18 protein-coding genes are annotated in these 17,900 nt (G+C 59.3%); all 18 read left to right on the top strand.

Features of this window, described 5'->3' with window-relative positions; translation table 11 throughout:
• Positions 1-79 precede the first annotated feature (79 nt).
• Positions 80-331 (top strand): DUF3243 domain-containing protein, encoded by a 252-nt coding sequence (locus BM235_RS18855; protein ID WP_090115780.1) that lies wholly within the window; start codon positions 80-82, stop codon positions 329-331.
• Positions 332-535: 204 nt separating this feature from the next.
• Entirely contained in the window at positions 536-1,306 is a 771-nt protein-coding gene (locus tag BM235_RS18860; RefSeq protein WP_090115781.1) for a DUF3388 domain-containing protein, read from the top strand.
• Positions 1,307-1,350: 44 nt separating this feature from the next.
• On the top strand, positions 1,351-2,223 hold the full coding sequence (locus tag BM235_RS18865; RefSeq protein WP_090115782.1) for a helix-turn-helix domain-containing protein: 873 nt from the start codon (positions 1,351-1,353) through the stop codon (positions 2,221-2,223).
• An 83-nt stretch (positions 2,224-2,306) separates the two neighbouring features.
• Positions 2,307-2,468, top strand: a complete 162-nt coding sequence (locus tag BM235_RS32105; RefSeq protein ID WP_177244254.1) for a hypothetical protein — start codon at positions 2,307-2,309, stop codon at positions 2,466-2,468.
• Between the two features lie 145 nt (positions 2,469-2,613).
• Entirely contained in the window at positions 2,614-3,105 is a 492-nt protein-coding gene (locus tag BM235_RS18870; protein ID WP_090115783.1) for a YajQ family cyclic di-GMP-binding protein, read from the top strand.
• Positions 3,106-3,295: 190 nt separating this feature from the next.
• Positions 3,296-3,913, top strand: a complete 618-nt coding sequence (gene pgsA, locus BM235_RS18875; RefSeq protein WP_090115784.1) for a CDP-diacylglycerol--glycerol-3-phosphate 3-phosphatidyltransferase — start codon at positions 3,296-3,298, stop codon at positions 3,911-3,913.
• Positions 3,910-5,163, top strand: coding sequence for a competence/damage-inducible protein A (locus tag BM235_RS18880; RefSeq protein ID WP_090115785.1), 1,254 nt, complete (start codon positions 3,910-3,912; stop codon positions 5,161-5,163). The genes pgsA and BM235_RS18880 overlap by 4 nt, the downstream gene beginning before the upstream one ends.
• A gap of 213 nt (positions 5,164-5,376) precedes the next feature.
• Positions 5,377-6,432 carry a recombinase RecA gene (recA, locus tag BM235_RS18885; protein ID WP_090115786.1) on the top strand — a complete coding sequence of 352 codons (1,056 nt, stop codon included), beginning with the start codon at positions 5,377-5,379 and terminating at the stop codon, positions 6,430-6,432.
• A 98-nt stretch (positions 6,433-6,530) separates the two neighbouring features.
• On the top strand, positions 6,531-7,397 hold the full coding sequence (locus BM235_RS18890) for a regulatory protein RecX (protein WP_090115787.1): 867 nt from the start codon (positions 6,531-6,533) through the stop codon (positions 7,395-7,397).
• A 334-nt stretch (positions 7,398-7,731) separates the two neighbouring features.
• The gene (rny, locus tag BM235_RS18895) at positions 7,732-9,273 is read left to right on the top strand and encodes a ribonuclease Y (RefSeq protein WP_090115788.1); all 1,542 of its coding nucleotides are present in this window, start codon (positions 7,732-7,734) and stop codon (positions 9,271-9,273) included.
• Between the two features lie 101 nt (positions 9,274-9,374).
• The gene (locus BM235_RS18900; RefSeq protein ID WP_090116060.1) at positions 9,375-10,169 is read left to right on the top strand and encodes a TIGR00282 family metallophosphoesterase; all 795 of its coding nucleotides are present in this window, start codon (positions 9,375-9,377) and stop codon (positions 10,167-10,169) included.
• Positions 10,170-10,391: 222 nt separating this feature from the next.
• Entirely contained in the window at positions 10,392-10,652 is a 261-nt protein-coding gene (locus BM235_RS18905) for a stage V sporulation protein S (protein ID WP_044877525.1), read from the top strand.
• A gap of 138 nt (positions 10,653-10,790) precedes the next feature.
• Positions 10,791-11,732 (top strand): dipeptidase, encoded by a 942-nt coding sequence (locus BM235_RS18910; protein ID WP_090115789.1) that lies wholly within the window; start codon positions 10,791-10,793, stop codon positions 11,730-11,732.
• 217 nt (positions 11,733-11,949) lie between these two features.
• Positions 11,950-13,695: a 2-oxoacid:acceptor oxidoreductase subunit alpha gene (locus BM235_RS18915; RefSeq protein ID WP_090115790.1), complete on the top strand. Its 1,746-nt coding sequence runs from the start codon at positions 11,950-11,952 to the stop codon at positions 13,693-13,695.
• The gene (locus BM235_RS18920; protein WP_090115791.1) at positions 13,695-14,561 is read left to right on the top strand and encodes a 2-oxoacid:ferredoxin oxidoreductase subunit beta; all 867 of its coding nucleotides are present in this window, start codon (positions 13,695-13,697) and stop codon (positions 14,559-14,561) included. The genes BM235_RS18915 and BM235_RS18920 overlap by 1 nt, the downstream gene beginning before the upstream one ends.
• 155 nt (positions 14,562-14,716) lie before the next feature.
• Positions 14,717-15,397 carry a response regulator transcription factor gene (locus BM235_RS18925; RefSeq protein WP_090115792.1) on the top strand — a complete coding sequence of 227 codons (681 nt, stop codon included), beginning with the start codon at positions 14,717-14,719 and terminating at the stop codon, positions 15,395-15,397.
• Complete coding sequence (locus BM235_RS18930; protein ID WP_090115793.1) at positions 15,394-17,154, top strand: sensor histidine kinase; 1,761 nt, start codon at positions 15,394-15,396, stop codon at positions 17,152-17,154. Before BM235_RS18925 ends, BM235_RS18930 begins: the two co-directional genes overlap by 4 nt.
• Positions 17,141-17,737 carry a hypothetical protein gene (locus tag BM235_RS18935; RefSeq protein ID WP_255374474.1) on the top strand — a complete coding sequence of 199 codons (597 nt, stop codon included), beginning with the start codon at positions 17,141-17,143 and terminating at the stop codon, positions 17,735-17,737. Before BM235_RS18930 ends, BM235_RS18935 begins: the two co-directional genes overlap by 14 nt.
• The last annotated feature ends 163 nt before the right edge of the window (positions 17,738-17,900 follow it).

Consider the following 17,900-nt stretch of genomic DNA (forward strand, 5'->3'; position numbering starts at 1 on the left):
GCAGGCCGTTTCGAATAAAGTGCGGGGGCGGGGGACATCCTATCAGTGCATTGATCCCACCCATCAAGGAGGATGTCGGATGTCTACCGTGCTCAGCAACTTTGAGTCCTGGAAAAAATTTCTGGGCGACCGGATCGAGGCCGCGAAGGACTTGGGGATCGGCGAAGACGCGATTGCCAAGCTCGCGTACGAGATCGGCGAATTCCTGGATAACAAAGTCGATCCGAAAAACGAAGAACAACGCGTCCTGAAGGAGCTTTGGGACGTCGGCGACGAGTCCGAACGCAAGACGATGGCCGCGCTTATGGTCAAGCTCGCTAAGCATAGCTGAGCAGGGCGAAGGACGGGAAGGAAGGCTCTGCCGATCGAAGGCGGAGCCTTCTTTATTTCTGTTTATGCCTGCATCCGGCGAGTTCTTCACTTGCGAGGAGCGCGGTGGCTTGTAGGACTTTAGTAGGAATCTTTTGCTGACTTTTGCAGGAGCGGGTTCACCGTTGTAGAATGAAGTTTGAAGGAAATGGCGACGAGGTGTCTAATGAATACGAAACAGTGGTATATGGAATATAAGATACATAAAAACCGGCCGGGTCTGCTCGGAGACATCGCGTCTCTGCTCGGCATGCTTGAAGTGAATATCCTGACCATCAACGGCGTCGAAGACCGGACACGGGGCATGCTGCTGCAGACCGACGACGACGAAAAGATCGAGCTGCTCGGTAAAATGCTGGCCAAGGTCGAAAATATCTCGATCGTGACGCTGCGTCCGCCGCGGCTGACGGATATTCTGGCCGTCCGCCACGGAAGATATATCGAGCGGGATTCGGACGACCGCAAGACGTTCCGCTTCACGCGGGACGAACTGGGATTGCTGGTCGACTTTCTCGGCGAGCTCTTCAAGCAAGAAGGCAACCAGACGATCGGGCTTCGCGGCATGCCGCGCGTCGGGAAGACAGAATCGATCATCGCGGGCAGCGTATGCGCGAACAAGCGCTGGGCGTTCGTGTCCTCGACGCTGCTCCGGCAGACCGTTCGCAGCCAGCTGTCCGAAGAGGAGATGAATCCGCACAACGTGTTCATCATCGACGGCATCGTGAGCACGATCCGTTCGAACGACAAGCATTACAACTTGCTTCAGGACATAATGGCGATGCCTTCGACGAAGGTTATCGAGCATCCCGACATTTTCGTCCGCGAATCGAGCTTCGACTACGACGTGTTCGATTGCATCGTCGAGCTGCGCAATACGCCTGACGAAGAGATCACGTACGAGAATTTTACGACCGCGGGCCTTGACGGCGGTTTTTGACGAATTTGAGCAGATCCTAATGGAAACGGCAGGAGGTGAAGTTTGTGTCTGATCTGGGATTGCTGCTTCGCAAGGCGAGGGAGCAACGGGGATATACCCTCGACGACATCCAGGAAATTACGAAAATACGCAAACGCTACCTTGAAGCCATCGAATCCGGCGATTATAAAGTGCTTCCTGGATCGTTCTACGTTCGCGCCTTCGTCAAGACGTACGCCGAGACGGTAGGCCTGGACGCCGAAGAGGTGCTTCGTCTTTATCACAAGGAATTGCCGAAGGCGCAGGCGCCCGAAGCGGGCGCGCCGGAGCCTTCTTATATACAGCCCAAGAGCCGTAGAGTCCAGCACAACGATCGGGTCGGCAAAGTGGTCGTCACCTCGCTCATGTGGCTGTTCCCGATCTTGATCGCGGTCGTGATTTACGTCTATTACGCGAACAACAAGACGGAGACGAATAAGCCTTCGGAGTCGACGCCGCCGTCGCTTACGACGGAGACGGCATTGCCTTCGTCCGCGGCAACGCCGACGCCTACGCCCACCGCGACGCCGACGCCTACGCCCACGCCGCCGCAGACGACGGTCACGTTCCGGGAGAAAAAGAACAGCCGCTATTATTTCGACGTCTCGCCGGCGGGCACGCACCAGCTTAAGATTACGTTCCCCGGCGGGAAGAGCTGGGTCGGCGTGAATGAGAATAACTCGTCCGGCAAGTCGATTTACGGGAAAACGCCGGAGCAGAGCGAGGAGTTGACGTTCGAGCTCGGCGAGACGCCGCTGTACGTGAACCTGGGCTTCGCCAAAGGCGCGCTCATCGAGATCGACGGCATCGCCGTCGACGACGAGGACGTTCCGGGCCGCAGAAGATTCATTTTCACGGTGACGGACGGCGCGGGCCAACCGGCGACCCCGACGCCTTGACCTCCTATGACGGCGCATATTCGCCAACCTGAAGAGACACGCTAGTGTAAGCAACGGATACGCTAGCATGGAGGTTGTCGCGAATGGCAGTCAGTTGGATCGTGGTCGCGGTCGGCGTGGTGGTCAGCCTGCTGGGCTGGTTGATGACGCCGAGCGCTTGGGGGTACGGCATTCTGGGCTTCGGGCTCGCCTGGATCGTACTCGGTTTGCTCGATTTGTTTCGCGAGCCGGCCCGCGGCAGATAGTCCGAACCGAGGAGGAGAATGAGCGCGAATCGCACTCATTCTCTTTTTTTGCGGCACGGAATCCGCTCCTGCTTGTCGTCTTGGAATCCCCGCTTCATTTCGTTTATAATGTACACAATCAATGATACGGAAAGGAAGACTACATATGGCATCCGAGTATTCGTTCGACATCGTGTCCAAGGTCGAGCTTCAAGAAGTGAGCAACGCCGTTCAGCAGGCGGTAAAGGAAATCGAGACCCGGTTCGACTTCAAGGGGAGCAAAAGCAGCATTGCGCTCGAGGGCGAAGCGCTGAACGTCGCGTCGGACGACGAGTACCGGCTGAAGAGCGTCATCGATATTTTGCAGAGCAAGCTGATCAAGCGCGGCGTGCCGATTCGCAATCTGGACTACGGCAAGATCGAGCCCGCGTCCGGCAGCACCGTTCGCCAGAATATCAAGCTCAAGCAGGGCGTCGACCAGGAAAACGCGAAAAAAATCAATATTTTGATTCGCGACTCCAAGTTAAAGGTAAAAAGCCAGATCCAGGGCGATCAGCTTCGCGTGACGGGCAAGAGCAAAGACGATCTGCAAGCGATCATGTCGCTTCTGAAAGGCGCGGATCTGCCGCTCGAGCTTCAATTTACGAACTATCGCTAACGGCGCGCATACGAGATTCGTCAAATTTTGACACTTTGGCGAGGCTTCATTTATACTGACTTGAACATTTAATCTGGCGAAAAACCTGGGGGAAGTCATTCATGGTAGAGACAGTCCGCGGACAAGGGCTCCGCAACTCGCACCGTACCGCGCCCGAGCGCGGCCGGCATGACGATGGGGAGGTGTCCGCATGAATCTGGCGAATCGAATCACGCTCGTTCGTATCTTCCTCGTGCCGATCATGACCTTTTTCCTGCTGATCAAGCTGGATGTGTCTCCGCTCACCATCGGCGACTATTCGATTTCCTACAATCAGGTGTTCGCGCTGCTCTTGTTCATTATCGCGGCGAGCACGGACGGTCTGGATGGGTACATCGCCCGCAAGCACAAGATCGTCACGAACCTCGGCAAACTGCTCGACCCGCTCGCGGACAAGCTGCTGGTGGCCGCCGTTCTGATCTCGCTCGTCGAGATGGGCAAGCTGGACGCTTGGGTCGCCATCGTCATTATCAGCCGCGAATGGGCGGTCACGGGCTTGCGCCAGGTCGCCTTGCTCGAAGGCGCCGTTCTTGCCGCAAGCAAGTGGGGCAAATGGAAAACCGCGATCCAGATTGCGATGATTATCGTGCTGCTGCTGAACAACTTCCCGTTCATTTACGTGCACTTCCCGCTCGATACGATCGCCGTTTGGGCTGCAGCAGCCATCACGGTCTACTCGGGCGTCGATTACTTCATTAAAAACAAAAATCTCATCCCGCTGTCCGATCCACCGGCCGGCGAAGGCAAGAAGGGGCGACCAGGCGCATGAGAGCGGAGATCATCGCGGTCGGCACGGAATTGCTGCTCGGCCAGATCGTCAACACCAACGCGCAGTTTTTGTCGCAGCGACTTGCGGAACTCGGGATCGACGTTTACTTTCAGACGGTCGTCGGAGACAATGAGGACCGTCTGAAGCAAGCGATCGCGATCGCCGAGTCGCGGGCCGATCTCGTCGTTTTCACCGGCGGGCTGGGCCCTACGATGGACGACCTGACGCGCGACGCACTGGCCGCTCATCTGGGCGTCGGCATCGAGATGCACGAGCCTTCGCTCGGCAAGATCGAAGCGATGTTCGCCGGCAGGTCGCCATCGCTCATCGAGATCAACCGCCGCCAGGCGATGCTCGTGGAGGGCGCTTCGCCGCTCCGCAACGACGCCGGCTTGGCCGTCGGCAGCGCGCTGGCGACGGGCGACTCGCTTTATATGTTGCTGCCGGGACCGCCGCGCGAGATGAAGCCGATGTTCCTGAACGACGGCACCTACTGGCTGAAGGGAAAGCTCGGCGATGCGGGGGCGCTTCATTCGGCCATGCTTCGCTTCTGCGGGATCGGCGAGTCCGCGCTCGAGGAGCTCTACAAGGATCTGATCGAGGCGCAGACCGATCCGACCCTCGCCACGTACGCGAAGGAAGGCGAAGTCGTGCTTCGCGTATCGACGAAGGCCGCCACGGCCGAAGCGGCGCTTGCGAGGCTGGAGCCGACGCTTCAGGAGATTCGCAGGCGAGGCGAACGCTATCTGTATTCGGAAAGCGACGTGGCGCTCGAAGCCGAGGTCATCCGGCTGCTCGCTGAACAACGTCGGACGATCTCGTGCGCGGAGAGCTGCACGGGCGGACTGATCGCGACGCTGCTCACGACGGTGCCGGGCAGCGCGGACGCTTTTCTCGGCGGCGTGGTGAGCTATAGCAATCCCGTGAAGCGGGACCTGCTTGGCGTCGATCCGGCGCTGCTGGAGGGCGAAGACGCGCCGGGGGCGGTCAGCGAAGAGACCGCGAGGGCGATGGCAGACGGCATCCGTCAGGCGGCCGACACGGATCTGGCGTTGTCGGTTACCGGCGTTGCGGGTCCGGCTTCCTCCGAAGGCAAGCCTGTCGGGCTCGTTTATATCGGGATTGCCGAACGGGGCAAACCCGCGCGCGCAGAGAAGCTCCAGCTGCAAGGAGACCGCGAAGGGATCCGGATCCGGGCCGCGAAGCGCGCGTTGTACTTGGCTTGGCTGCGGTTGACCGGCAAGGATTGACAGCTCTCTCAATCGAGATTCGCTAGAAAGCAAGCTTGCGCCAATAGTCGAATTATGATAGATTGAATAGGAAAGTTGCGGAAGAACCGTAGCGAAGAATACTTTGCTACGGTTCTTTTTTGGAAGTTTTTCGAACAAATGTTCGCAAAAAGCTTGGCAAACGGTTCGTAAAAAGTTATAATATAACTATCAAAAGATAAGGATGTGGGTGTGTTGTCCGATCGTCGCGCCGCATTAGAGATGGCATTGCGCCAGATTGAAAAGCAATTCGGCAAGGGCTCGATCATGAAGCTGGGAGAGCAAGCCAACCTCCAAGTCGAGACATATTCCAGCGGAGCGCTGGCTTTGGATATCGCCCTCGGGATCGGCGGATTCCCGCGGGGCCGGATTATTGAAGTGTACGGACCGGAATCTTCCGGTAAGACGACCGTCGCCCTGCATGCGATCGCCGAGGTACAAAGGGCCGGCGGACAAGCTGCCTTTATCGACGCAGAGCATGCGCTCGATCCGATGTATGCCCGCAACCTGGGCGTCAACATCGACGAACTGCTGCTGAGCCAGCCGGATACCGGCGAGCAAGCGCTGGAGATCGCCGAAGCGCTCGTGCGCAGCGGCGCGGTCGACATCGTCGTCGTGGACTCGGTCGCGGCGCTCGTGCCGAAGGCGGAGATCGAGGGCGATATGGGCGACTCGTTCGTCGGCCTGCAGGCCCGCTTGATGTCGCAGGCGATGCGCAAGCTGTCGGGCGCCATCAGCAAGTCGAAGTCGATCGCGGTCTTCATCAACCAGCTTCGCGAGAAGGTCGGCGTCATGTTCGGCAATCCCGAGACGACGCCGGGCGGCCGCGCGCTCAAGTTCTACGCCAGCGTGCGTCTGGACGTGCGCCGGATCGAATCGATCAAGCAGGGCAATGATGTCGTGGGCAACCGGACGCGCATCAAGGTCGTGAAGAATAAGGTCGCTCCGCCATTCAAGCAGGCAGAGGTCGACATCATGTACGGCGAAGGCATTTCGCGCGAAGGCAGCATCATCGATATCGGCGTCGAACTGGATATCGTTCAGAAGAGCGGCGCCTGGTTCTCCTATAATGGCGAGCGCCTGGGACAGGGACGGGAAAATTCCAAGCAGTTCCTGAAGGATCATGCGGATCTGTCCGGACAGATCGAACGTCAAATTCGCGAAGCTACGCTGAACGAAGTGGCCGTGGCGGCTCGTACGAGCGCCGCGCAGCCGGACGACGAGGAAGAGCCGGACTTCGAAAACGAATAATAGGTACAGCTTAAGGGCGTCCGCAGCTGCGGATGCCTTTTTGGACATATGCGGTTAAAAACGGCAGCAGCAATCAAAGGCGAGGAGGTTGACCGGCGATGATCAGAAAAAAAGCAAAGCCGAATCCGGCCGACGGGATCGTCGATATATCGGACGAGAGGGAGTGGGAGCAGTCGCGCGCGCGGCGCGCTTCTTCGCCTGCCCGTCCCCCGAAGGAAGAGACGAACTACGATGACGCAGAGGTCACACTATCAGGCCCCGCAGCCGCCGTCATCGTGGCGGTGGAGGCCGATGCGAAGCGGCCTGCCATGTTCAAGCTTGCGATTGCGGTGGAGGGCCAGACGGAGCAGGCGTTGATCGGCGTCCACGAGGACACGCTTGTCGCGTGGCGGCTCCTGAAGGACCGGCGCCTGTCGCCGGAAGAGTGGGAGATGCTTCGCAAAGAGCAAGAAAAAGAAGAAGCCTACCGCTCGGCGCTTTACATGCTCGATTTTAAAGCACGCACGCAAGCGGAGCTGCGGCGGGGACTGGCCCGCAAAGGATATGCGGCCGAGGCGATCGACGGCTGCCTGGAGCGTCTCGCCAGACAAGGCTACGTGAACGACGCCATGTTCGCGCAGCGCTTCGCCGAGCAGCGCGTCACGGGACAAAAGAAAGGAAGCCGACTGGTCCGTCAGGAGCTCATGCAGCGCGGCGTGGACAAGCGGGAGATCGACGAAGCGATCAAGGGGCTCGATGAAGAGGTAGAGCGTAATTCCGCGCTGGCGCTGGCCGTGAAGCGCTGGCCTTCCGTCAAAGGCAAGAGCGAACGGGAGCGCCAAATGAAGCTGATGAACATGCTGCTGCGCAGGGGATTTCCGGGCGCGGCGGCCCGAGAAGCCGTGCGCAAAGCGTCTGCGTCCGCAGCCGAGACGGAGGAATGGGATACGCCGGAGGAGCCGTTCGACGGGGACGGTCTGGAATAGCGGGTTCGAGCAGGGGCCGCATCGCGTTTTTGCGTCCTCGCCTGCCGTTGCGGCTTTTCCGAACCGGCGCTTGGCGCCTCCTGCCGAGTGAATTCGTTCAGGGGGGCAAGCGGGGGAGGGACGTCCTTGCATTGCTTGACAATCCATTTTCACAAAAGATACAATGAGTGAGTATTCCATCATCGCGCTACCGATTCTTTTTCCTTCCAAAAAACGATTCGGATAGTGAATTTTCGACGATTTACGCGAGACTACGGAACGGTTCTGAAACCGGAGCACAATTAAATAGGTGTCCCAAGATTTGCCTTGGTGATGCAACGAGGAGGTGAAGACCATGGAGTCATGGATCTGGGTCTTGATCGTCATCGTTGTTGGCGTGCTTTTCTTTGGGATCGGTTATGTTGTACGCAAGTCCATTGCGGAAGCTAAAATATCCAGTGCCGAAGAGGCGGCCAAACAGATCGTAGAAAATGCGAGAAAAGAAGCCGACGCCCTCCGCAAGGAGACGGTACTGGAAGCCAAAGACGAGGTGCACAAGCTCCGGAACGAAGCGGAACGCGATATTAGAGAGCGCCGCAACGAGATTCAGCGGCAGGAACGACGGCTGGTTCAGAAGGAAGAATCGCTGGACCGCAAGCTGGAGCAGCTGGAACGCAAGGAGGAGCAAGTCGCCAACAAAGAGAAACGGATCGAAGAGACCCAAGAACAGATCGAGACGCTTCATAAGCAGCAAATAACGGAGCTCGAACGCATCTCCAACCTGACGATGGAAGACGCCAAGCAGCTGATTCTGTCTACGGTCGAACAGGAAGTGCGTCACGAGACCGCTCAACTGATCAAAGACATCGAGCAGCAGGCGAAGGAAGAAGGCGACAAGCGCGCCCGCGACATCATCTCGCTCGCGATTCAGCGCTGCGCCGCGGATCACGTGGCGGAGACGACGGTATCCGTCGTGACGCTGCCGAACGAAGAGATGAAGGGGCGGATCATCGGCCGAGAAGGCCGCAACATCCGTGCGCTGGAGACGCTCACCGGCATCGATCTCATCATCGACGATACGCCGGAGGCCGTTATCCTGTCGGGCTTCGACCCGATCCGCCGCGAGATCGCGCGTACCGCGCTCGAGAAGCTCGTCGCCGACGGACGCATCCACCCTGCCCGCATCGAGGAAATGGTGGAGAAGTCACGTCGCGAAGTGGACGAGCGGATCCGCGAATACGGCGAGCAAGCGACGTTCGAGGTGGGCGTTCACGGTCTCCATCCGGACCTCATCAAGATCCTCGGTCGCCTGAAGTTCCGTACGAGTTACGGCCAGAATGTGCTCAAGCATTCGATGGAGGTCGCGTATCTGACCGGACTGATGGCAGCCGAGCTCGGAGAGGACATTTCTCTCGCCAAACGCGCCGGCTTGCTGCATGATATCGGCAAGGCGCTCGACCACGAAGTGGAAGGTTCGCATGTCGAGATCGGCGTAGAATTGGCGAAGAAATACAAGGAGCACCCGGTCGTCATCAACAGTATCGCGTCCCACCACGGCGACGTGGAGGCGACTTCGGTCATCGCGATGCTGGTCGGCGCGGCCGACGCGCTCAGCGCAGCCCGTCCGGGCGCGCGCCGCGAGACGCTCGAGACGTATATCCGCCGGCTGGAAAAGCTGGAAGCCATCTCGGAGTCGTTCGAAGGCGTCGAGAAGTCGTACGCCATCCAGGCCGGACGCGAAGTGCGCGTCATGGTTCAGCCGGAGAAGGTCGACGACGGCGAAGCGTTCAGACTCGCGCGGGATATCACGAAGAAGATCGAGAGCGAACTCGATTATCCGGGACATATTAAGGTCACGGTCATTCGCGAGACGCGGGCGGTCGAATACGCCAAATAACAGCAAGGCTATACGGGGGAGTGGCCGCCACGATTGGCGGCCACTTTCTCCGTTCTCGGGCCTACGGGAATGACAGGCGAAGGAACAGAAAGGTGGATTTCATGAAAGTCGTCTTTATCGGGGATATCGTCGGCCAAGTCGGCCGGGATACCGTCAAGCGGCTGCTGCCATGGCTCAAGGACCGGTATCAGCCGCACATCGTCATCGCGAACGGCGAGAACGCCGCAGGCGGGCGCGGCATCAACGCAGCGATCACCCGCGAGCTGTTCGCGGCCGGCGTGCAGGGCATCACGATGGGCAATCACACCTGGGACAACCGGGAGATCTTTGAATTCATCGACGACGAAGCCCGGATGGTCCGCCCGGCCAACCTGCCTCCCGGCACCCCTGGCCGCGGCTATACGATCATCAAGAGCGGCAGCCGGGAGCTGGCCATCGTGAATTTGATCGGTCGCACCTTTTTGCCGCCGTCCGATTGTCCGTTCCGCAAGGCGGACGAGATCGTGGACGAGCTGCGGCGCAAGACGAAGTGCATCCTGGTCGATTTCCATGCCGAAGCGACGAGCGAGAAAATCGCCATGGGCTGGCATCTCGACGGACGCGCTTCGGTCGTGCTCGGCACGCACACGCATGTGCAAACCAATGACGATCGCATTTTGCCGGAAGGCACCGCGTACGTGACGGATGCCGGCATGACGGGACCGCGGGACGGCGTGCTCGGCATGGAGCGGGAGAGCGTGCTGCGCAAGTTCATTACCGGCATGCCCACCCGCTTCCAGGTTGCAGAGACGAAGTGGCATCTGAACGGTCTGTTCGTCGACATCGACGAAGCCACGGGCAAAGCCGTCAGCGTCCGTACGATACGCGTGGACGAAGACAGCTGGATCCCGGCTTAATGCCTGCGAGTTCGTCATCACGCACAAACGGAGCCGCACCCCAGGGTGCGGCTTTTCGCATATAAAATTGTTTTTGTGTTCCGCTTCAAATTGAAAAACACCGTTTTCTGAATAATGTGAAATTAGATCGTTGCGTCAATCCAGACGGGCAGGAATTAATCGCCGGCATCCCGAATATGATCGGTTAGTGAGCCCATCCTTAACCCCAAGGAGGAACTGGTCATGGATGTATTAAAGGTATCGGCAAAATCGAACCCAAACTCCGTCGCAGGCGCATTGGCAGGGGTGCTACGTGAGCGTGGAGGGGCTGAGCTGCAGGCGATCGGCGCCGGCGCGCTGAATCAGGCGGTCAAAGCGGTGGCGATCGCGAGAGGTTTCGTCGCGCCGAGCGGCGTCGATTTGATTTGCATACCGGCATTTACGGATATCGTCATCGACGGGGAAGACCGAACGGCCATCAAGCTCATCGTCGAGCCAAGATAACCCGCGGGTAGCGACCGTCCGATAAGAGACTTGACCTGCCATCGCATGGGTGCGGATGCCGCGGAGCTTGCCGCGCAGCTCGCTTCTCGCGCGCCCGCAGGTTTTTTTGTCGTGCTCTGAAACGAGAGGGGGAGACGTATGCGAATCGCGGATCTGCATTGCGACGCGCTCAGCAAGCTCGATCGCGACCCGAAGCTGGATTGGGCCGAATCGTCGGGCGGGGGACTGGACGTGACCGCCGAAAGCTTGGGGAAAGGAACTGTCGGACTTCAGGCCTTTGCGATCTGGGTACCGACGGGAACGCCTAAAACGCCTGAAAGCGTACTGCGCCAAGCGGCGCTTTTCCACGATAAAATATTGTCCGCGCCAGGTATGCGCCTCGTGCAGAACGGCGCCGACGTGGACGCGGTACTCGGACCGGAGGCTTCGGAGCGAGGGGCGTTGCTGACGCTCGAAGGCGCGGACGCGCTGCGCGGAGAGCGGTGGGCGCTGCGCTTGCTCCATCGGCTCGGACTTCGGATGCTCGGACCCACCTGGAACGAGGCCAACTGGGCGTGCGACGGCATCATGGAACCGAGAGGCGCCGGCTTGACGAAGGAAGGGCGAAGCCTCGTGGCGGAATGCGAAGCGCTCGGCATCCTAATCGATGTATCGCATCTGTCCGAAAAGGGATTCTGGGATACGGCGGAGCTCGCGCGGCGACCGTTTATCGCTTCGCACTCCAATGCCCGAGCGCTTTGTCCCCATCCTCGCAACCTGACGGACGACCAGATTCGCGCGCTCGTCGCGGCGGGCGGCTTGATCGGGATCACGTTCGTGCCGTTTTTTCTTCAGTCGCTGAGGCCGGCCGTCATCGACGACGTACTGCGGCATGTGGAGCACGTATGCGCCCTCGGCGGAGCGAGCCATATCGCATTCGGGTCTGACTTCGACGGCATCGATACCTATACGCAAGGACTCGCAGGACCGGCCGATTATGCGGCCCTTGCCGATGCGCTGCTGGCGCGCCATCCCGAGCCGCTCGTCCGCGGCTGGCTGTCCGGCCATGCGCGGCGCTTTTTAACCGACAATCTGAAATAAGCGCGATATTCACAACAATGATAGAGGCAAATCGATGACAAATTCAAAAAGTATTATCGCGCCAAATCGCCTGAAACTATTGCATTTTAACATAACGAATCATAAAATTTATTAGATCAACGCGTCGTAAAAGTCAAAAACGGTTTTATATATAGCACGATCGTCAGGCTTTGCCCATATTGATACCAGTCACCCTAAGCATGAGGAGATGGAAGCATTGATCGAGCAACTTTCTTGGAAAATAGGCGGTCAGCAGGGAGAGGGCGTCGAGAGCACGGACCGTATTTTTTCGACGGCGCTGAACCGTCTCGGCTACTATCTATACGGCTATCGTCACTTCTCCTCCCGGATCAAGGGCGGTCATACGAACAACAAGATTCGCATCAGCACGCACCCGATCCGGGCGATCTCCGACGACCTGGACATCCTCGTCGCGTTCGACCAGGAGAGCATCGACCTGAACGCGAAGGAGCTTCGCGCGGGCGGCGTCATCGTCGCGGACGCCAAGTTCTCGCCGGTCGTGCCTGAGGGCGTCGAAGCCCAATTGTTCGCGGTGCCGATCACGGTGATCGCCGAAGAGCTCGGCACGTCATTGATGAAGAACATGGTCGCTTCCGGCGCGTCCTGGGCGCTACTCGGCCTGCCGATCGAGGTTTTCAACCGGGCGGTCGAAGAAGAGTTCGGGCGCAAGGGCGCTGCCGTCGTCGAGAAAAACGTCGAAGCCGTACGCCGGGGCGCGGAATTCGTGCTCGAGCAGGCCGGCGGCCCGATCGAGGCGTTTAAGCTGGCCGAAGCCGACGGCAAACAGAAGCTGTTCATGATCGGCAACGAAGCGATGGGGCTCGGCTCCGTCGCGGCCGGCTGCCGCTTGATGTCCGCCTACCCGATCACGCCGGCATCGGAAGTGATGGAATATCTGATCAAGAAGCTGCCGAAGTTCGGCGGCACCGTCGTGCAGACGGAGGACGAGATCGCGGCGGTCACGATGGCGATCGGCGCCAACTACGGCGGCGTGCGGACGATGACGGCTTCGGCCGGTCCGGGTTTGTCGCTCATGATGGAGGCGATAGGCCTGTCGGGCATGACCGAGACGCCGCTCGTCATCATCGACACGCAGCGCGGCGGCCCTTCGACCGGCTTGCCGACGAAGCAGGAGCAGTCCGATATCAATGCGCTGATCTACGGCACGCACGGCGAGATTCCGAAGGTCGTCATCGCGCCGAGCACGATCGAAGAATGCTTCTACGACATGATCGAAGCCTTCAACATCGCCGAGGAATACCAAGTGCCGGTCATCGTGGCGACCGACCTGCAGCTGTCGCTCGGCAAGCAATCGTGCGAGCCGCTCGACTACAAGCGCATTGAGATCAAGCGCGGCAAGCTTATCCCGCTCGAGCAGGAGCTCGCGCCTACGGAGCCGAACAAGCTGTTCAAGCGCTACGAATTCACCGAGGACGGCGTCTCCCCTCGCGTGCTGCCTGGCGCGAAGCACGGCATTCACCATGTGACCGGCGTCGAACACGACGAGGAAGGACGTCCGTCGGAGAGCGCGGTCAACCGCCGCAAGATGATGGATAAGAGATTGAACAAGCTCGGCGCACTTCGCATTACCGACGCCGTGAAGTCGGACGGGCCGAGCGAGCCCGCCGATCTGCTCATCGTGTCGATGGGCTCCACGGGCGGCACGATCAACGAGGCCCAAAGCCGTCTGACGCAGGAGGGGATCGCGACGAATCACGTGACGGTGCGTCAGATGCATCCGTTTCCGAGCGACCTGCTCGCGCCTTACCTTGAGCGGGCTAGCAAAGTCGTCGTGCTCGAGAACAACGCGACGGGCCAACTCGCCAATCTGATCAAGCAAAACGTCGGATACCACGATAAAATCGTGAATCTGCTCAAATACGACGGCACGCCGTTCCTGCCTTCCGAAGTCTATCAAGCCTGCAAGGAGCTGAAGATGTAATGGCTACTTTCAAAGAATTCCGCAACAACGTCAAGCCGAACTGGTGCCCCGGCTGCGGGGACTTCACCGTGCAGGCTTCGATTCAACGGGCGGCCGCGAACGTCGGCCTAGAGCCCGAGCAGCTCGCCGTCATCTCCGGCATCGGCTGCTCGGGCCGGATCTCCGGCTACATTAACGCGTACGGACTGCACGGCATTCACGGCCGCGCGCTGCCGATCGCCCAAGGCGTCAAGCTCGCGAACCGCGAATTGACCGTCATCGCGTCGGGCGGCGACGGAGACGGATTCGCGATCGGCATGGGCCATACCGTTCATGCGATCCGCCGCAACTTGGACATCACCTATATCGTCATGGACAATCAGATCTACGGGCTGACCAAGGGCCAGACGTCCCCGCGGAGCGCGGAAGGCTTCAAGACGAAGTCGACGCCGGAAGGCTCGATCGAGACGACGTTGTCGCCGCTCGAGATCGCGCTGTCCGCAGGCGCGACGTTTGTCGCGCAGTCGTTTTCCAGCGATCTGAAGCAGTTGACCTCGCTCATCGAGCAGGCGATTCAGCACAAAGGCTTCTCGCTCATCAACGTTTTCTCGCCTTGCGTGACCTTCAACAAGGTCAACACCTACGACTGGTTCAAGGAGAACATCGTTAACCTCGAGCAGTTCCCCGAGTACGATCCGTCCAACCGCATCGCGGCAATGACGAAGATCATGGAGACGCGCGGCATGCTGACGGGCCTGATCTACCAGGACACGACGCGCAAGTCGTACGAGGACATGGCGGTCGGCTTCAAGCCGGAAGCGCTGGCGAAGCAGGATCTGACGCTTCCAGAAGCGGAATTCGACAAGTTGCTCGCGGAATTCAGATAAGGAACAGCAAACCCCTTCATAGCGGCAGCCGGGACATGCAAACTTGTCCCGGCTGCCGCTATTTTTTTGGTTTTTCGCGCGTACACACGAAGGACACAAGGGTACGATAAAGTTAGAGACGTACCGTATGGCAGGACAGAGACGGGGGCGAGGCGATGAAGCGAACGATTGTGCTAGCTGAAGACGACGCGCTTATGCGAGAGTTTATAACGGATTATTTTGTCAGGGAGGGTTGGGACGTGCTCGAAGCGGATAACGGGCGAACGGCGCTGGACCTGTTCGAGCAGAACGCCGTCGACCTGGTCGTGCTCGATCTGATGATGCCGGAGATGGACGGCTGGACGGCTTGCAGGCGCATCCGGGAAAAGTCGGACGTACCGGTGATCATCATCACGGCGCGTGCGGAGGACGACGATCAGATTCTGGGCTATGAGCTCGGCGCCGATGAGTACGTGACGAAGCCTCTAAGTCCGCGCGTACTAGTCGCTCGAGCCGCGGCGCTCATGCGCCGGACCGAAGGGACGGTCGGGCGCGACGGCGAGCAGCTCGTCTTCGGCGATCTGACGATCGACAGACAGTCGCATGCCGCCGCCGTGTCCGGGAAGCCGCTCCAATTGTCGCCGAAGGCGTTCGAATTGCTCGTTTTTCTCGCGAAGCATGAAGGCAAGGTGCTGGCACGCGAATTTATTTTGGATTCGGTATGGGGCTACGAATACGACGGCGATCCGCGAACGGTGGATACGCATATCAAAAAGCTGCGCGCCAAGCTCGGTCCAGAAGGCAAGCTGATCTCCACGGTCGTCCGTACCGGGTACAAATTCGAGAGGGCGCCATGAAAAGGCGAAGCGTCGTCGTTAAGCTTTTCGCGGTGACCGCGGCTCTCGTCCTCCTCGTATTCGTGCTCCTGCTCCTGGCCGAAGGGCTGTTCTTCGAACGATTTTATCGCGCGTCCAAAGACCATGCGATCGAACGAGGCATGACGGCGTTCGGCGATGCGTACCGGCAGGCCGAGCAGACGAAAGCCGGCAGCGGGTCCCGGCTGCTCGGCGAATTCATGAACCGAAACGACGCGAGTATGGCTATGTTGAATGACCGTTTCGAGCTCATTTCCGTTAATCCCTACTTTCTCGAGCTGCGCGCGGACGGCATTACGGTCACCGTGCCGCTCGCAAGCGAAGGAATGACGGCGGACGCGCTCCCGCCAGGTCTGAAGGTCGGGGACCGGCTGTCGGTCGACGGCATTTATATGGACGAGGAAGATACGATCATGCAGCCGATCGCCATCGGGCAAGGGGAGCGCGCACTCGAGGAGGGACTCGTACGAGTAAGCGGGACGATCGCGGATCTCCTCGTGCCGGAGCGCCGTTCGTACAATCCGTTTTATCAGGATCTGCAAATGAAAGAGGCGCTCTCGGCCTGGCTGACAGAGGACGTGCAGGCTTCGATCCGGACGATGGCCAGCGGAACCGTTCGGACGGAATGGACCGATCCATGGAGCGGGGTCCGCTATGCGGCCATGCTGCAACCGTTCGCGCCGGAGCGCGGGGATGCCCGATATTTGTTCGCCATGACGTCCCTTCAGCCGGTAGGAGAAGCCGTAGACATGCTGAAGCGGTACATCGTCTTTTTAGCGCCGGTCGTATTGGTCTTGGGACTTCTGTTGTCATGGATTTATTCGAGAATGGTCTCGCGTCCGCTCGTTCGGCTGACCCGATCGGCCACGAGGCTCTCCGAGCTCGAATTCGACGGGCATGAGGAGATTCGGTCAAACGACGAATTCGGCGAGCTGTCGCGCCGCATGACCGCGATGTCCCGGAATTTGGAGGCTGCGCTCGCGGACCTGAGACAAGCGAACGTGCGGCTGAAGCAGGATGTCGAGGAGAAGGAGCGTTCCGAGCGGCTGCGCAAGGAACTGGTCGCGAACATTTCCCATGAGCTCAAAACGCCGCTCGGCATCGTGAAGGGCTTCGCCGAGGGGCTTCAGGACGGCGTTGCCGCCGACAAACGGGAGCGGTACCTGTCCTTGATCGTGACGGAGACGGATCGGATGAACGCGCTCATCATGGATATGCTCGAGCTGTCCCGATTCGAGGTTAGGGCCGTTTCATTGCAGCCGGAAGCGATCTCCTTGACGGCGACGATTCGAAAGGCGCTGCGGTCGTTTTCCGGGCAGATCGAAGAGAAGGGGCTGCGTCTTACAACGAACGCGGACGAGGAATGGCAAGTGGAAGCGGACCCGAAGCGGCTCGAACAGGTGATTATGAATTTATTGAGCAACGCGATTCGGCACGCTGCCGAAGGCGGCACGCTCACGATTGAAGTGACGCGGCCGGCGCAGGGCAAAGTACGTACGACCATCGAAAACGAAGGTCCGCCGATCGCCGAAGCCGATTTGGACCGGATCTGGGAACAATTTTACCGCGCCGAGCGGTCAAGAGACCGCAAAACCGGCGGTACGGGCTTGGGCCTCGCCATCGTAAAGCATATTCTGACGCTCCACGGGAGCGAGTTCGGGGTTCGCAATACGTCGCGAGGCGTGGCTTTCTACTTTACGTTAAACGAAAACGGAGGAGATTCGAATGATGAACCGTAAAAAATGGATGTATGCCGCCGCGATCGCGGCGCTGCTGATGACGAGCGCCTGCGGGGAGAAAACGAATACGGATGCGCAGGCATCGGCCGGCGCTTCTTCGACCGCCGCGCAAACGACGCCTTTGCCTTCCGCTTCCGCGTCGTTGCCCGCATCGGCGCCTGCGTCGCCTTCCGCAGGAGAATCGACGGACGCTCCCGCATCCTCTCCTGTTTCATCCGCGGCCGGATCGGGAGCGGCGGCGTCCGAGGAGCCGGCCGATCAGAAGATCCTCATCGTCATCGATCAGACGGAGAAGCCGATCGAAGGCAACAGCTTCGACTTTGTCGTCAAGCAGGTCCCGACCGGCTACGCGCTGTCCGAGATGAGCTGGACCTCCGGGGATACGAAGATCGTCAACACGCTGGCGGACGCGATCGCGCACGGCGGCAACGGCGAAGACGGATTTTACATCAGCGGCGACGGGCAGTTCATGGGCTTCTTCTACCCCGACGAGCTGAAGGGGCAGGAGGGCGAGGTCAGCTTTTCGTTCAAGGACGACCAAGGAAACGAAAAGAGCTGGACGAAAAAAATCAAGTTGAAGTGATGCAAGCGCAGAGTACCGTTTATTGCCGAAGAGAGAGGGAGATCCTCTCTCTTTTTTTATTTCAATAAATCTGCGAACTAGGCGCCCGCAGCTGACCAAATCGGCAATCCGCAGATGATTGGCGTTAACGTTCCAATCTCGCTATTCCCGCCCAAACCTGCTT

The sequence above is a fragment of the Cohnella sp. OV330 genome (assembly GCF_900112065.1).
GTDB lineage: Bacteria > Bacillota > Bacilli > Paenibacillales > Paenibacillaceae > Cohnella.

Bases quoted from the DNA above. Each gene is read 5' to 3' on its own strand.
- BM235_RS32105 (WP_177244254.1), top strand. From the start codon at position 2,307: ATGGCAGTCAGTTGGATCGTGGTCGCGGTCGGCGTGGTGGTCAGCCTG.
- BM235_RS18855 (WP_090115780.1), top strand. From the start codon at position 80: ATGTCTACCGTGCTCAGCAACTTTGAGTCCTGGAAAAAATTTCTGGGC.
- BM235_RS18935 (WP_255374474.1), top strand. From the start codon at position 17,141: ATGATGAACCGTAAAAAATGGATGTATGCCGCCGCGATCGCGGCGCTG.
- BM235_RS18900 (WP_090116060.1), top strand. From the start codon at position 9,375: ATGAAAGTCGTCTTTATCGGGGATATCGTCGGCCAAGTCGGCCGGGAT.
- BM235_RS18880 (WP_090115785.1), top strand. From the start codon at position 3,910: ATGAGAGCGGAGATCATCGCGGTCGGCACGGAATTGCTGCTCGGCCAG.
- rny (WP_090115788.1), top strand. From the start codon at position 7,732: ATGGAGTCATGGATCTGGGTCTTGATCGTCATCGTTGTTGGCGTGCTT.
- pgsA (WP_090115784.1), top strand. From the start codon at position 3,296: ATGAATCTGGCGAATCGAATCACGCTCGTTCGTATCTTCCTCGTGCCG.
- BM235_RS18870 (WP_090115783.1), top strand. From the start codon at position 2,614: ATGGCATCCGAGTATTCGTTCGACATCGTGTCCAAGGTCGAGCTTCAA.
- BM235_RS18905 (WP_044877525.1), top strand. From the start codon at position 10,392: ATGGATGTATTAAAGGTATCGGCAAAATCGAACCCAAACTCCGTCGCA.
- BM235_RS18925 (WP_090115792.1), top strand. From the start codon at position 14,717: ATGAAGCGAACGATTGTGCTAGCTGAAGACGACGCGCTTATGCGAGAG.
- BM235_RS18910 (WP_090115789.1), top strand. From the start codon at position 10,791: ATGCGAATCGCGGATCTGCATTGCGACGCGCTCAGCAAGCTCGATCGC.
- BM235_RS18890 (WP_090115787.1), top strand. From the start codon at position 6,531: ATGATCAGAAAAAAAGCAAAGCCGAATCCGGCCGACGGGATCGTCGAT.
- BM235_RS18930 (WP_090115793.1), top strand. From the start codon at position 15,394: ATGAAAAGGCGAAGCGTCGTCGTTAAGCTTTTCGCGGTGACCGCGGCT.
- BM235_RS18920 (WP_090115791.1), top strand. From the start codon at position 13,695: ATGGCTACTTTCAAAGAATTCCGCAACAACGTCAAGCCGAACTGGTGC.
- BM235_RS18860 (WP_090115781.1), top strand. From the start codon at position 536: ATGAATACGAAACAGTGGTATATGGAATATAAGATACATAAAAACCGG.